Here is a 14,185-nt window from a genome sequence, read left to right on the forward strand (position 1 = left end):
GGTGTTTTCCCACGCAGAATAAGCGAATCAATATCCACTTCTTAGGTCAAATTAAATTGATTTCTAATATTAGGCAGTGAACCGGATTCACTCAAACATTTAGTACTAAAAAAACAAATAAATATAAGATTTAATTTTAAAAATACGATTAAAGTGCTAATAGAGTATAAAACATACATAATACAACCTCATATATAGGCCTGTAATGCGCATTTTACTTTTAAGTGCTTATGACACCGACAGTCATAAATCATGGTGTGAGGGGCTAATGAAGCACCTTTCACATCATCAATGGTGTTATTTAACCCTCCCTGGTCGCTTTTTTAGCTGGCGTATCCGAGGCAATGCACTTAGTTTTGCCTATGGTGATCAAGCAAAAGCCTTGCATCAACCATTTGATTTGATCATTGCTACATCTATGGTGGATTTGGCCACCTTGAAGGGGGTTGTACCTAATCTCGCTAATATTCCAAGTTTACTGTATTTCCATGAGAATCAATTTGCCTACCCTAAAAGCAAATCTCAGCACGCCAGTATTGAACCCCAAATGGTCAATTTATACAGTGCCTTAAGCGCTAGTAAGGTGTTATTTAACAGCCACTACAACCAGCAAAGTTTTATACAAGGGGTGGAAACCCTACTCAAAAAATTACCTGATCATGCCCCAACTCAAGCCGTTGAAGCCATCAAGCAAAAGTCTCAGGTATTATCTGTGCCGATTTTGAATCCTTACGCACCTGAGACCTCTATATTTGAGTCAGGCAAGCCTTTAAAAGTCATCTGGAATCACAGATGGGAGTACGATAAGGGACCGGATACATTAGCAAACACCGTCAAACTTGCTGAGCAACTTGGGCTCAATGTGTTGTTCACTATTTGCGGCATGTCTTTCAGACAAATTCCTGAATCGTTTAAGGCACTTAAACAAGATATGCCAAGCAACATTACCCACATGGGGACCTTTAAAAGCCGAGCTGATTATCTGCAACAATTAAGTCAGCATCATGTGGTGCTCTCAACCGCCATCCATGAGTTTCAAGGTTTAGCCGTTCTTGAGGGGGCCGCAAATGGCTGTATACCCTTAGCCCCCAACCGACTTGCTTATCCAGAATGGATACCTACAGACTACTTATATTCAAATACGAATGCAGAGCACATTCAAATTTGCCAACAACTGGAACACTGGCAACAACATGGCCTGCCCCCTGTTATTTCAGTTACTAAATATGACTGGCAAAAAATGATTCATGACTATGAATCCATTATTCAAGAACTTGGAAAGCACTAAATCAAAATGACAGCAAAAGTTTCATTGTTTTGGTGCTCAAATCCGTTTAGATTAGGCCCGCTTTTTTGATAGAGACACCAAAGCCGCACCAAAAGAAACACTCTATTAAATTTAATGCGCACTAATAATACGCATTTTGATACAATAGTATTGGTAAGAGGCCGCCAAGGCCCATAAACACTGCTATTATTAAGTTGGCAAGGTTTGTGCTTTATCGCTTGCACTGATATGCGAATCCCGCATTAAGTCTGCAAAGGTTTCACAAGAACCCAAGCCCTGCAAAACCACCACCCAAGTGGTTTTGCAAACTAATCTCCCTGAATCACGCTTAATGGAGCCATCATGGCGCAGATTATAAAAACAGAAATGACCGAACTGGTCACCCCATCCATGGCCAATTTCTCCGGTAACATGCATGGCGGCGAATTACTCAAATTATTAGATAAAGTGGCTTATACCTGTGCCATGCGTTACAGCGGCCATTATGCAGTAACCCTCTCCGTTGATAATGTACTATTCAAAGAGCCAATCCATATTGGTGAAATGGTTACCTGCCTTGCTACAGTCAACTATACGGGTCGCAGCTCCATGGAAATTGGTATAAAGGTAGTAGCAGAAGACATTCAAGCAAAAACCGTTCGCCACACTCACACTTGTTTTTTCACTATGGTTGCCATGAACGAAGGCAAAACTACTCCGGTTCCTGAATTAATAATTGAAGATGATGTTCAACGTCGTCGCTGGAATAAAGCAGTAAAACGCCGTGAAGCAAGAAAGCGTTTACAAGACATGATGAAGGCCATTGAAAACGAGGATGACGAAGCTCTAGCTAAATCACTAAAATAAATGGCTATTATTGGCGCAAAAAAAACCGAGCTCTAGGCTCGGTTTTTTGATTGCGGATCTTAGTTATGGAGTACCCGCAATTTCCTCTATGCTAGTAATAATATTCACCACTTCATCAATGATGCTTTTCTGCCTTTCAAAAAACGCTAACACATACAAAGCATTGCCATTTATTTCACGTCCCCCTGCCAACTTGCATACCTCAACGCCATCGTAGGCATAACATATCTCATTTAAGCTGCCTTGCTGTGCCTTGGTAAATTTAGACAATTCAAATTGAGAGGCTTCCTTATTGATCTGACTAAGGATTTCTCCAAGATGCTGTTGTGCATATTGCTGAGTATCAACCTTAGTATTTACGTCTAATTGCATAGTAATAAATGCTTTGCCGTCTTTGCGAACAAGCACTAAGTCATCCGTATACTCTTTATTTGGTGAGACTTGCTGCCAATCATTGTTCGGCGACATCAGTCTATAAGTTTCTGATTTAGGGATCACTGCACCACCAATATACAAAGGGGACTTTTTGCCCAGTGAGCTTAGCGTTAATACTTCACAAATATGATAAGGGTGTACTTTTAAACAAGCATCACTATCAAATCGAGCCGATTGAATAATTGTTTTTGTTTTTTCCTGTATTAACTCATTAAATGTTTGAGCGGCATTTGAAAGTGAATAACCCAAAGCAGAGGTGATAGTATTAATAAAATATTCAGCCCCAGCAGTTTGATAGTAACTCACCAACTGATCGAGCTCTTCACGGTTTAGTTTCGAATACGTGTAATAATGTGCATCCTTCATCGCACTAACTGCCATCGGAATCGCCACGGCAATATATTCATCTATTTTTTTATCTAGCAGTGCTTGATCGACGCTTTTACCTGCGTTTTCAATCATTGCACTGCCGTATACAAGCGGCCTTAGTAGAACATCTTTCAGTAAAACAAAAACCTCATCTTCCAGCTTCATCAGCACAAACAATTGATCTAACTTAGCCTGTAATTCAGGGTTATTTTTAACCAGTTGAACTTGGCTTTTAAAATCAGGTTCTTGATCTGGTTCTTTATACTGCCCTTCTAGTGCGGTTATTTTTCTCTGGAACTTTGATGAATATTCAGACGTCCACGCTTGAATATTAGTATTTGGAACATTTATTAAAAGGTATTCACGAAAATCTCTCTGAATCTTCTCACCATTAAATGCTTCAATAAATTCAACTTGAATACTAGGATCAATATCATCTTGTGCACTTTCAGTAATCTCAACCCCTAAACGATCCAGCGTAGTAATGCTTAATAACGCATCAACCGACTCCGGCTCACTTAGATAAACCGCTTGTTGCACCGTATTTGAGGCACAACCACTTAACAATATCAGGACAACTAACGTACAAAATAATTTATTCATAATCCCTCAAAAAAAAAGGCCGACAAGCGACCTTTTTATTATGCTTGTAATTGAATTAGATATATAACACTTCATCTATTTCGTATTCAATTTCGCCACTAGGTACTTTAACTACAACCACGTCGCCTTCTTCTTTACCTAATAAAGCGCGGGCAATAGGAGACCCTGAGCTGATCTTTCCTTTAGGAACATCGGCTTCGTCTTCACCTACGATTTGGTATTGCTTTTCTTCTTCGGTATCCACATCAATCAGTTTCACAGTGGTGCCAAAAATCACCTTGCCGTTTTGTGGCATGGTGGAAATATCAATCACCTGTACGTTGGACAGTTTGCCTTCGATATCTTGAATACGGCCTTCAATGAATCCTTGCTGCTCACGGGCGGCATGGTATTCGGCGTTTTCTTTTAAATCACCGTGCTCACGAGCTTCGGCGATTTCTTTAATCACTTTTGGGCGATCAACTTTTTTCAGTTGCTCTAGTTCATCACGAAGGGTTTTTTCACCTTCTACAGTCATTGGTACTTTTTGCATAATCTTTCCTCGAAAGACTCCTTGCCAACCTTTATTGTTAACGATTTAAACATAACTGTTTTCGTTGCAAAAGGCGTATTATTTTTCATTAGCCTGTAACGAGAATAAGGGCCATTAGGCCCCTATTCAACATATTAAAGCTCAAATTTACTTAATAGTAGCGTGTAGCTCTTGTAAACGACGCACCGTTTGTAAGCCTTCTGATTCCAACGCTTTAAACACCGCCTCTGCACCGGCCAATGTGGTGGTGTAGTAAACTTTATGTTGTAGCGCGCTGCGACGAATCTCAGCAGAATCCGCAATGGCTTTTGGCCCTTCTGTGGTGTTCAGTGTCATGGCGATTTCATCGTTTTTAATCATATCTACAATATGAGGACGACCTTCACCCACTTTATTAACACGTTCCACTTCAACGCCAGCATCATTCAATGCGGTGTAAGTTCCAGATGTTGCAACAAGATCAAAGCCTAATGATTTAAGACCTTTAGCAACGGGAATAACACCGGTTTTATCCGCATCACGTACAGAGATAAATACTTTACCTTCTGTTGGTAGTTTTTCACCTGCACCCAGCTGAGCTTTAAAGAAAGCTTCGCCGAAGGTTTCCCCTGCTCCCATTACTTCACCAGTGGATTTCATTTCTGGCCCAAGGATTGGATCAACCCCTTGGAATTTATTAAATGGGAACACCGCTTCTTTAACCGAGTAATAAGAAGGAATGATTTCTTTAGTAAAGCCAAGTTCGGCAAGTGATTTACCCATCATCACTTTAGCAGCAACCGCCGCAAGTGAAGTACCAATGCACTTAGAAACAAATGGCACAGTACGAGATGCACGAGGGTTTACTTCGATGACGTAAATTTCACCGTCTTGCCAAGCAAGCTGAGTATTCATCAAGCCAACTACGCCAAGCTCAAGTGCCATTGCCGCCACTTGTTTACGCATTTCATCTTGAACATCTTCTGGCAAGCTGTAAGGCGGTAACGAACATGCAGAGTCACCTGAGTGAATACCGGCTTGTTCAATGTGCTGCATGATGGCACCAATGACCACTTGCTCGCCGTCACAGATGGCATCGATATCCACTTCAACCGCACGGTTTAAGAAGTAATCCAGCAATACAGGTGAGTCGTTAGACACTTTAACCGCTGTGGTCATGTAACGACGAAGGGCTTCTTCGTTGTTCACAATTTCCATTGCGCGGCCACCTAATACATAAGATGGACGAACCACTAACGGATAACCAATTTCAACGGCTTTGGCTACGGCTTCTTCGGTAGATGTAACTGTAGCATTCACCGGCTGTTTAAGACCTAAGCGCTGAATCATTTGCTGGAAGCGTTCACGGTCTTCCGCGCGGTCAATGGCTTCTGGTGAGGTACCAATAATTGGCACGCCAGCCGCTTCTAATTCTTCGGCCAATTTAAGTGGGGTTTGACCACCGTATTGTACGATTACGCCTTTTGGTTTTTCTTTATCAACGATTTCTAACACGTCTTCTAACGTAACAGGTTCGAAGAATAAACGATCAGAGGTATCGTAATCCGTAGAAACGGTTTCAGGGTTACAGTTCACCATAATGGCTTCGTAACCTAATTCTTTAGCGGCAAAGGCTGCGTGTACACAGCAGTAATCGAATTCGATACCTTGCCCGATACGGTTAGGGCCACCACCTAATACGATGATTTTATCGCGATCAGTTGGGTTAGCTTCGCACTCTTCTTCGTACGTTGAGTACATGTACGCAGTGTCTGTTGCAAATTCAGCCGCACAAGTATCCACGCGCTTATAAACAGGGCGAATATTTAATTTTTGGCGATGCTTACGTAACGCTTTTTCTTTAACACCTAACAAGGTTGCTAAACGAGCATCAGAGAAACCTTTACGTTTTAGGCGATAAATGCGATCAGCATCTAAAGCCGTTAAAGCACTTTCTGCTACTTTGGCTTCTTCTTTAATGATGTCTTCAATTTGCACTAAGAACCAAGGGTCTACCGCGCAGCAATTGAAAATCTCTTCAATGCTCATACCAATACGGAACGCATCTGCAATGTACCAAATACGCTCCGCCCCTGGGGTGTTTAGCTCAGAGATGATTTTCTCTTTTGCGCCTTCCGATTGAATATCGATAATCGGATCAAAACCTGTGGCACCCACTTCTAAGCCGCGCAGTGCTTTTTGTAGCGACTCTTGCTGGGTACGGCCAATGGCCATCACTTCACCCACCGATTTCATCTGGGTGGTTAAACGTGCATCCGCTTGTGGGAATTTCTCAAACGTAAAACGAGGAATCTTAGTCACAACGTAATCGATTGAAGGCTCAAACGAGGCAGGGGTACGACCACCTGTAATGTCGTTTTGCAGTTCATCTAACGTGTAACCAATGGCCAGCTTAGCGGCGATTTTAGCAATCGGGAAGCCCGTGGCTTTAGACGCCAGAGCTGATGAACGTGATACACGCGGGTTCATCTCGATCACAACCATACGGCCATCAACTGGGTTGATACCAAACTGTACGTTTGAGCCGCCAGTTTCTACGCCGATTTCACGCAGTACCGCTAACGACGCGTTACGCATGATTTGCAGTTCTTTGTCGGAAAGGGTTTGCGCAGGTGCCACAGTGATAGAGTCACCTGTGTGTACGCCCATTGGGTCAAAGTTTTCGATAGAGCAAACAATGATGCAATTGTCGTTTTTGTCACGCACCACTTCCATCTCGTACTCTTTCCAACCGATTAATGATTCATCGATTAACAATTCGCTGGTTGGGGATAAATCCAAACCACGAGTACAGATTTCTTCAAATTCTTCTTTGTTGTATGCAATACCGCCGCCGGTGCCACCCATGGTGAAAGACGGACGAATAATACAAGGGAAGCCTAAACCTTTTTGTACGTCCCATGCTTCTGCCATGGAGTGTGCAATACCAGCACGAGGACACTCTAGGCCAATTTTTTTCATGGCTTTATCAAAACGATCACGATCTTCAGCTTTGTCGATAACGTCGGCATTAGCACCGATCATCTCTACGCCAAATTCTTTTAATACGCCTGCTGCCTCTAAACCTAGTGCACAGTTCAGTGCCGTTTGACCACCCATAGTAGGCAGTAAAACGTCTGGGCGTTCTTTTTCAATGATTTTTGCAACTGACTCAACCGTGATTGGTTCGATGTAGGTGGCATCGGCCATGGACGGGTCGGTCATGATGGTGGCTGGGTTAGAGTTCACCAGAATAACTTTGTAGCCTTCTTCACGAAGGGCTTTACAGGCTTGGGCGCCAGAGTAGTCAAACTCACAGGCTTGACCGATCACAATAGGGCCCGCGCCGATAATTAGAATGCTTTCTATGTCCGTGCGTTTTGGCATGGCTCTCTCTCCAATTAAGCTTTACGGGCTGTCATCAATTCAATGAAATGGTCAAACAATGGCGCTGCATCGTGAGGACCAGGGCTGGCTTCAGGGTGACCTTGGAAGCTAAACGCAGGTTTATCTGTACGATGAATACCTTGCGTTGTGCCATCAAACAGTGACTTATGGGTCACACGTAAGTTGGCTGGCAATCCGTCTTCGCTTACCGCAAAGCCGTGGTTTTGCGCGGTAATCAGTACCGTTTTGTCATCTAAATTTTGCACTGGGTGGTTACCACCGTGGTGGCCGTGACCCATTTTTACGGTTTTCGCACCGCTGGCTAACGCCAGTAATTGATGCCCTAGACAAATACCAAATACAGGTATGTCGGTTTCTAGAATTTCAGTAATGGCAGCAATGGCATAATCACATGGCTCAGGATCGCCCGGGCCATTGGATAAAAAGATACCATCTGGATTCATGGCTAATACTTCACTTGCAGGGGTTTGTGCAGGCACCACGGTTAAATCACAACCACGATCCGCCAACATACGCAGAATGTTGCGCTTAACGCCATAATCGTAGGCCACCACTTTAAATGGTGTCTCGGTTACGTCTTTGTGGCCAACACCTAGCTGCCAGCTGCCTTCTTTCCATGGGAAAGTCGTATCAGTGGTCACCACTTTTGCTAGATCCATGCCTTTTAAGCCAGCAAAGCCTTTGGCAAGTTCCAGTGCACGGGCTTCGTCAATGTCATCGCCCGCCATCACACAGCCGTTTAAGCTGCCTTTTTCACGCAAAATGCGCGTTAAACGACGCGTGTCGATATCAGCAATACCCACCACGTTACGTTCAATTAAATAGTCATCCAAAGCTTGAGTGCTTCTAAAGTTACTGGCTACCAATGGTAGATCGCGGATTACTAATCCAGCGGCCCAAATGCTATTGCATTCGGCATCTTCATCCGTGGTACCGTAGTTACCGATGTGAGGATAAGTCAGGGTTACAATTTGGCGGCAGTATGAAGGGTCGGTCAGGATCTCTTGGTAACCGGTCATTGAAGTGTTAAAAACCACTTCACCAACAGATTCACCATCAGCACCTATGGCGGTGCCTTTAAAGATACTTCCGTCTTCGAGCGCAAGAATAGCTGGCTTAGACAAGGCTTCTTCCTCGTGACATTACAAATGATTATTCGCAAAAAAGCGGGACTAAGGTTTAACCCTATCCCGCTTTTTAAAATTATATCTTTGGCTGGAGGTTAGGCGCTGAATTGAGCATCGGCCTACCTGTGCAAATTAGGAGCGCATTGTACGTTACACGGCCAATGAAGTCCACGCGTTTTAGCCTAGTTCAGAGCCTTAATTAAGCTAATGAAATGACTGTACAAAAAACGGTCACATTCTTGCATAAAGTCACTAAGTGTGGTTTTTTTGACCAGTCGCCAAAGGAGGCTCAACATGGCAGACAGCTTACACCAAGTCATCATCGAGGCCAGCCCTGTCACGGTGTATGACGCCATTACTCAAACGAAAGGTATTAAAGGCTGGTGGACAGATAGTTGTGAAACCGCTGACCACGAAGGTGGCCTGTGTACGTTTTGGTTTGACGACAAACAAACTCATTTCACCATGGAGGCCACTCGCTTATTGCCTAATCAGCGCGTGTTTTGGCTGTGTATAGACGGCCCAGAGCAATGGATTGGCACTGAGCTTTGGTGGGAAATTAGCCTTGGCGAAGATAACCAGTGCATTCTCGACTTCAAACATATGAATTGGCAACGAGACGATGGCTTATTTCCCTTGTGCAATAGTACATGGGGCAGCCTGATGACGCAGCTCAAGCAGTATTGTGAAACCGGTGAGCCGAATCCGTACTTTCAGAACTTAACGTCTCCGGCAACTGCTTAATCGTTAGCAGTTACTTGCCTGCCAAGTAATATCCAGAGTCACTGAGATGGTTTTCTCATTGGCTACCGGAGCAGATTTCGCTTCCATCATCATGGTACGAGGAAAGGTAGGTGCGGATGACTGCTCTTGCATGCTTACCACTTGCGGATGACACAAATCAGCGGCTTTCAACATTAGATTCACTTTTTGCTCGTTCGCTTTAAACGCTTGGTCATAAGCGCGCTTTAATGCCCCTTGTTGCTTATCGGCGCTTACCCCTACTTCTCCTTGATTTAAACTCTGCGGATTAAATTCACTGATTTTTGTCATTGCTTTTGTGTACTGCTGTAAATCAAGGGCTTGAACCTGAAAACGATGAACCGCTTGATAACCACTTAGCGTTCTTTTACCTTGTTTTGGATAATGATACTGAGGGTTAACCGACTGATATTGGGTAACGACCTTTTGCTTAGAATCGTCTTTCCATTTTAAAAAGCCTTGCTGCGCTTGAGTGAGTTTACTTAGCGCTTGTTCACTGGTTTGACCCTGCGCTGCAAAATTCACAAGAATACTGTATTGATCCGCTTGCAAGGGGATTTCTGCACGCCCTTGCGTGGTTAATTGGGTCGTGACGTTTTCAGAGCATCCTGTGAATAAAAAAATAACCGCAATTACCCAATTCCAAGCTTTTATCTGTTTCATGATCATCCCTTTAACATACTTAAAGATTACAGCGGCCAACTAAATTGAGAACTCCAATTATTTAAACCTTGCCCATTTCAACACACTTAGTCACTATTTGTGTATTCAAATCACAAACACTAAAGGTTTCAACATGGCTTTGGCAATTAGCTTACATATTTTATCCGCCTGTATCTGGATAGGCGGTATGTTTTTCGCCTATGTTTGCCTACGTCCAGTGGCGGCACAAGTACTAGAGCCACCTCAGCGTTTAACTGTTTGGCGTGATGTGTTTCAGGTGTTTTTCAAGTTTGTATTTGTGTGCATTGGGCTTTTACTGATTAGTGGGCACTTTATGATTGCACAATACGGTGGCATGAAGGGTCTTGGTATACATGTCCATATCATGCTGCTACTTGGTTACATTATGTTTGCTATTTTTGGCCATGTATTCTTTGCCCCTTTTAAACGCTTAAAAGCAGCCGTAGATGCTAAAGACTGGCCGACAGGGGCTGCCCAGCTAAATACCATTCGTAAAATGGTAGGTATTAATTTATTACTGGGCTTGGCAACAATTATTGTAGCCAGTGCCGGTCGTTTCATTTAAGTACAAACAATAAGTTAATAGTATGTGTGAACTTTTAGGCATGAGTGCCAACACCCCCACTGACCTGTGCTTTAGCTTTACAGGTTTAACTCAACGTGGCGGCAACACAGGGCCCCACAGTGACGGCTGGGGGGTTGCATTTTTTGAAGGTAAGGGCATACGCAGCTTTCATGATTCAGCAGCCAGCAGTGCATCTAAAATTGCCAACTTGGTACAAACCCTACCGATAAAAAGCCAAACCGCCATTTGCCATATTCGCCAAGCGAACGTGGGGAATATTTGTTTAGCCAACACCCATCCTTTTGTGCGTGAACTTTGGGGAAAAAATTGGGTGTTTGCTCACAACGGTCAAATTGAAAATTTTTCAGGACTAAAAACGATTTTTGAACCCATAGGCGATACCGACAGCGAAGCCATTTTTTGTGATGTGATGAACCACATACGCACCACCCTTACACGGGATGCCAACCTAGAGCAATTCACAGCGCTACTCACACAGCTTGCCAACCAATACGCAAGCAAAGGGGTGTTTAATTGTTTATTAAGTAATGGCGATTGGTTGTTTACGTTTTGCAGCACCAAACTTGCCAGCATCACCCGCCGCGCACCATTTGGTGATGCACAATTAAAAGATGCCGATGTGACAGTAGACTTTGCAGGAGAAACCACACCCAATGACGTGGTGAGCATTATCGCCACCGAACCCCTGACTACAGATGAGGATTGGAAAATTTATGAAAAAGGGGAATGGAAATTATGGCAACTGGGCGAGGTTATCAAGCACGGGAAGGTGGATTTATAGCAAACCCTGATCTTGAGCTTTCTTGAAGATAATGATGGATTTATCCCACAACATTAGACGCTCAGTTCCCGTATCAAGTTCATGCTTAGTTTGAATCTGCTGTAAAAAGTCCCCCGCTTCTACCCACACCCAACTTGCCCGCTCTGAATAAACCTTGCCTTCACAATTCGGGGGGTCGCTTTTTTGATTTAAAATCACTTCATCTATGAATGGCACGTGCACCACAAAACTCACAAATTTTTTATTGCTCACATATCCTTTAAATACGAATTGAATTTTACCTATACCCCATGTTTTCAATTTAATAAAATTACAGACACAAAAAAACCGAAGTCCCACTTTTTTGTAAGACTTCGGTTTTTATTTTGTAGTTTAAACCCTCGCGTACCTCTTTAATATATTACCGATTAGACCATCTTCGAGGACGATAACCCGTCAGTAAAAATAATAAGAGCATGCAGATCCATATGGCACCACCTGAACTGTCTTTTTCCGCTGAGGTCTCAGCTTCTTGTTCTTGATCTTCTCGCTGTAACGGCAAGACGGTGATCACCAGTTCAGCGGTACCAGATAGTGGGTTAATACCATTATCGGTAACCTCTATGTTTAAAGTGTACTCCCCTACTGATAGATTTTGCGGGTCAAACGTCACCGAGACTTCGTTAGTATCTGCAATACCAATGGCAATTAACCCCCAACTAATGGTGTGAGTGTCGTTACCATTGCCATCAACTATGCTTGCGGTAATCGTCGCATCACCGCCATCTTGGGCAATCTCTGTTACTACCTCTCCGCCTTGCTGAACGGTCAACGTGACAACTGGAGCAAGGTTAATATCAGTGATGGTCAACCCGTGCTGATTGTGGTTTTCGTCAATGGTGTAGAACACATCTTGCACTTCTGGGTTTACGATGGATTGCAGTAATATATTAAGCTGTTCATCGTTTTCACTTTCACCATCATCCACCACTGGGATTTCTAAATAGCCAAGGCGGTTAGGTGTGTTACCTTCACCCCGTCCAATGGAAATGGAATGCAAAACTTCAAGGTCAAACTCTTCGCCTACATCCGAAGCGTCCGCGTCGCTTAGCTCATCAAAATCCACCATGACCTGTACCGGATACTCAGGGGCATCACCTGTTAGCTCAATTATAATGTTCGCTGTACTTGGCTCACCTGTTTCAGAAACTGCCATGCTGAACTTAACGCGCGGGAACACTTTAATCACCTGAATTACCACATTACTGCGATTACCAGCTTCATCAATGGCTGTCCATTCCACGCTGTTTAGGCCTGCAGGCAATTGGTATTGATCGTTCTCATTTAACGTGAGATCAACACCATTTAAAGCGGGCGTAAATTCAAGGTGACTACTTACAAGATCGGTAGCGATAAACCCTTGATAGAAGACACTATCAAATGACACTTCAGCCAGAGAACCAGACTCATTAGTAACCGTAAACGACTGATTGGCAGGCACTTCCATTAAAGTAGGTGCACCGTTATCGGCTCCATTATTAGGGTCTTCTGCATCCACCACGCCATCATTATCGGTGTCGTTTAATGATACATCTAACACTAGGCCTGATTCGCTTTGACAAGTTACATCACAGTTATCTGCCCAAGCATCTGGGAAACCATCTTGGTCAGTGTCAACTGACGCAGCTGCATTGTCGAAGAATGCATCTACGTCGTTTGTTGACCCATCATTATCAGTATCATTTAACGCCACGTCTAACACCAAGCCAGATTCTGTTTGGCACGTTATATCACAACCTAGAGCCCAAATATCTGGTCTACCATCTTGGTCAGCATCAACAAAGGCCGCCGCATTCGATGGGAACGCATCTAAAGTATTCACTATGCCATCATTGTCGTTATCATTATCTAACTCTAAGCCAGAACTTTGCTGGCACTCAATTCCACAGAAAGGCGACCAGCTATCGGGCATACCATCTGAATCAGAGTCCATATAGGCCGCGATATTGTGTGGAAACATATCTAATATTAAGCCAGAATCGGCGTGGCATTGTGCATCACAGCCTAACGTCCAAGCATCTGGAGCGCCGTCTTGATCGCTGTCTGTGCTGGCAGCAAAATTTAAGGGGTAAACATCAATATCATCTGCCACCCCATCGCCATCACTGTCACGGTGAATGATGCCATTTAAGTTCAGCGCAGGTAATTGCTGATTAGAGCCAAAATCCCAATAGGGTTGAAATACACCATTAGTGTCGGTAACGCCATAGGTATCCCAGTCGTTAAATACCGTAACAGGGCCGCTTAGACCTTCGGCTGCACCATCTTCACTAACACAGTTGCTATTGGCATAATCAGTATTGGCCATCACACCACAGCGTAAAGTGGCCAGCTCTAACCCAACATAGCTATTCGCTTCGCTGCTTCGATGACTGGTTAATTGCCCAGAAGCATCCGTGGCCCAATAGTTGTTTTGTAAGGTATTAAATAAATAGTCCACATTACCTAGCAATCCCCCTACAAGTGATGAATTTATAGAGCCTTCTACCCAAACGCTGCTCAGATTACCTTCTACTCTGTTGGATAAAACAGTCTCACCAATCAAACCACCCACATTATCGCCTTCAGCCGCCACTCGGCCACTGACGAAATTGGCGCGAATAATGTTTCTAAAATTCACAAACCCAACCAACCCGCCTGTATTGGCATCCCCTGAATATATACTTTCTACCGACCCCATCATCGTATTAGCTTCTAAGGTATTATTTGAACGAGCATATCCCGCTAAACCACCTACATAAGATCC

At 43.7% G+C, this 14,185-nt stretch carries 12 protein-coding genes; 5 read left to right on the forward strand and 7 right to left on the reverse strand.

What is annotated here, in order from left to right; genetic code table 11:
• The first annotated feature begins 205 nt into the window (after positions 1 to 205).
• Positions 206 to 1,288 carry a tRNA-queuosine alpha-mannosyltransferase domain-containing protein gene (locus ABWV45_RS14845; RefSeq protein ID WP_353352505.1) on the forward strand — a complete coding sequence of 361 codons (1,083 nt, stop codon included), beginning with the start codon at positions 206 to 208 and terminating at the stop codon, positions 1,286 to 1,288.
• A 342-nt stretch (positions 1,289 to 1,630) separates the two neighbouring features.
• Entirely contained in the window at positions 1,631 to 2,134 is a 504-nt protein-coding gene (locus ABWV45_RS14850) for an acyl-CoA thioesterase (protein WP_353352506.1), read from the forward strand.
• 63 nt (positions 2,135 to 2,197) lie between these two features.
• On the opposite strand, the gene ABWV45_RS14855 is transcribed toward ABWV45_RS14850, so the two are convergent.
• From ABWV45_RS14855 to carA, 4 genes are all read right to left on the reverse strand, one after another.
• Positions 2,198 to 3,541: a hypothetical protein gene (locus ABWV45_RS14855; protein WP_353352507.1), complete on the reverse strand. Its 1,344-nt coding sequence runs from the start codon at positions 3,539 to 3,541 to the stop codon at positions 2,198 to 2,200.
• 55 nt (positions 3,542 to 3,596) lie between these two features.
• Positions 3,597 to 4,073 carry a transcription elongation factor GreA gene (gene greA, locus ABWV45_RS14860; RefSeq protein WP_353352508.1) on the reverse strand — a complete coding sequence of 159 codons (477 nt, stop codon included), beginning with the start codon at positions 4,071 to 4,073 and terminating at the stop codon, positions 3,597 to 3,599.
• 147 nt (positions 4,074 to 4,220) lie between these two features.
• Entirely contained in the window at positions 4,221 to 7,439 is a 3,219-nt protein-coding gene (gene carB, locus ABWV45_RS14865; protein WP_353352509.1) for a carbamoyl-phosphate synthase large subunit, read from the reverse strand.
• A gap of 14 nt (positions 7,440 to 7,453) precedes the next feature.
• Positions 7,454 to 8,584: a glutamine-hydrolyzing carbamoyl-phosphate synthase small subunit gene (gene carA, locus ABWV45_RS14870; RefSeq protein ID WP_353352510.1), complete on the reverse strand. Its 1,131-nt coding sequence runs from the start codon at positions 8,582 to 8,584 to the stop codon at positions 7,454 to 7,456.
• A gap of 297 nt (positions 8,585 to 8,881) precedes the next feature.
• On the opposite strand from carA, the gene ABWV45_RS14875 reads away from it, so the two are divergent.
• On the forward strand, positions 8,882 to 9,331 hold the full coding sequence (locus ABWV45_RS14875) for an SRPBCC family protein (protein WP_353352511.1): 450 nt from the start codon (positions 8,882 to 8,884) through the stop codon (positions 9,329 to 9,331).
• Between the two features lie 3 nt (positions 9,332 to 9,334).
• Here ABWV45_RS14875 and ABWV45_RS14880 read toward each other — a convergent pair whose 3' ends face one another.
• Positions 9,335 to 10,012 (reverse strand): SIMPL domain-containing protein, encoded by a 678-nt coding sequence (locus tag ABWV45_RS14880; RefSeq protein WP_353352512.1) that lies wholly within the window; start codon positions 10,010 to 10,012, stop codon positions 9,335 to 9,337.
• Positions 10,013 to 10,145: 133 nt separating this feature from the next.
• On the opposite strand from ABWV45_RS14880, the gene ABWV45_RS14885 reads away from it, so the two are divergent.
• Together ABWV45_RS14885 and ABWV45_RS14890 are read left to right on the forward strand one after the other, a co-directional pair.
• On the forward strand, positions 10,146 to 10,598 hold the full coding sequence (locus tag ABWV45_RS14885) for a DUF4149 domain-containing protein (protein WP_353352513.1): 453 nt from the start codon (positions 10,146 to 10,148) through the stop codon (positions 10,596 to 10,598).
• A 22-nt stretch (positions 10,599 to 10,620) separates the two neighbouring features.
• The gene (locus ABWV45_RS14890; protein ID WP_353352514.1) at positions 10,621 to 11,400 is read left to right on the forward strand and encodes a class II glutamine amidotransferase; all 780 of its coding nucleotides are present in this window, start codon (positions 10,621 to 10,623) and stop codon (positions 11,398 to 11,400) included.
• Here ABWV45_RS14890 and ABWV45_RS14895 read toward each other — a convergent pair.
• A complete protein-coding gene (locus ABWV45_RS14895) occupies positions 11,395 to 11,652 on the reverse strand; it encodes a hypothetical protein (RefSeq protein ID WP_353352515.1) in 258 nt (85 codons plus the stop codon). The two genes, ABWV45_RS14890 and ABWV45_RS14895, sit on opposite strands and share 6 nt — an antisense overlap.
• A gap of 148 nt (positions 11,653 to 11,800) precedes the next feature.
• Positions 11,801 to 14,185: cadherin repeat domain-containing protein (locus tag ABWV45_RS14900; protein WP_502914688.1), on the reverse strand; the 2,385-nt coding region annotated here is incomplete at its 5' end.

The sequence above is a fragment of the Oceaniserpentilla sp. 4NH20-0058 genome, assembly GCF_040371755.1.
Taxonomy (GTDB): Bacteria; Pseudomonadota; Gammaproteobacteria; order Pseudomonadales; family Oceanobacteraceae; genus Bermanella.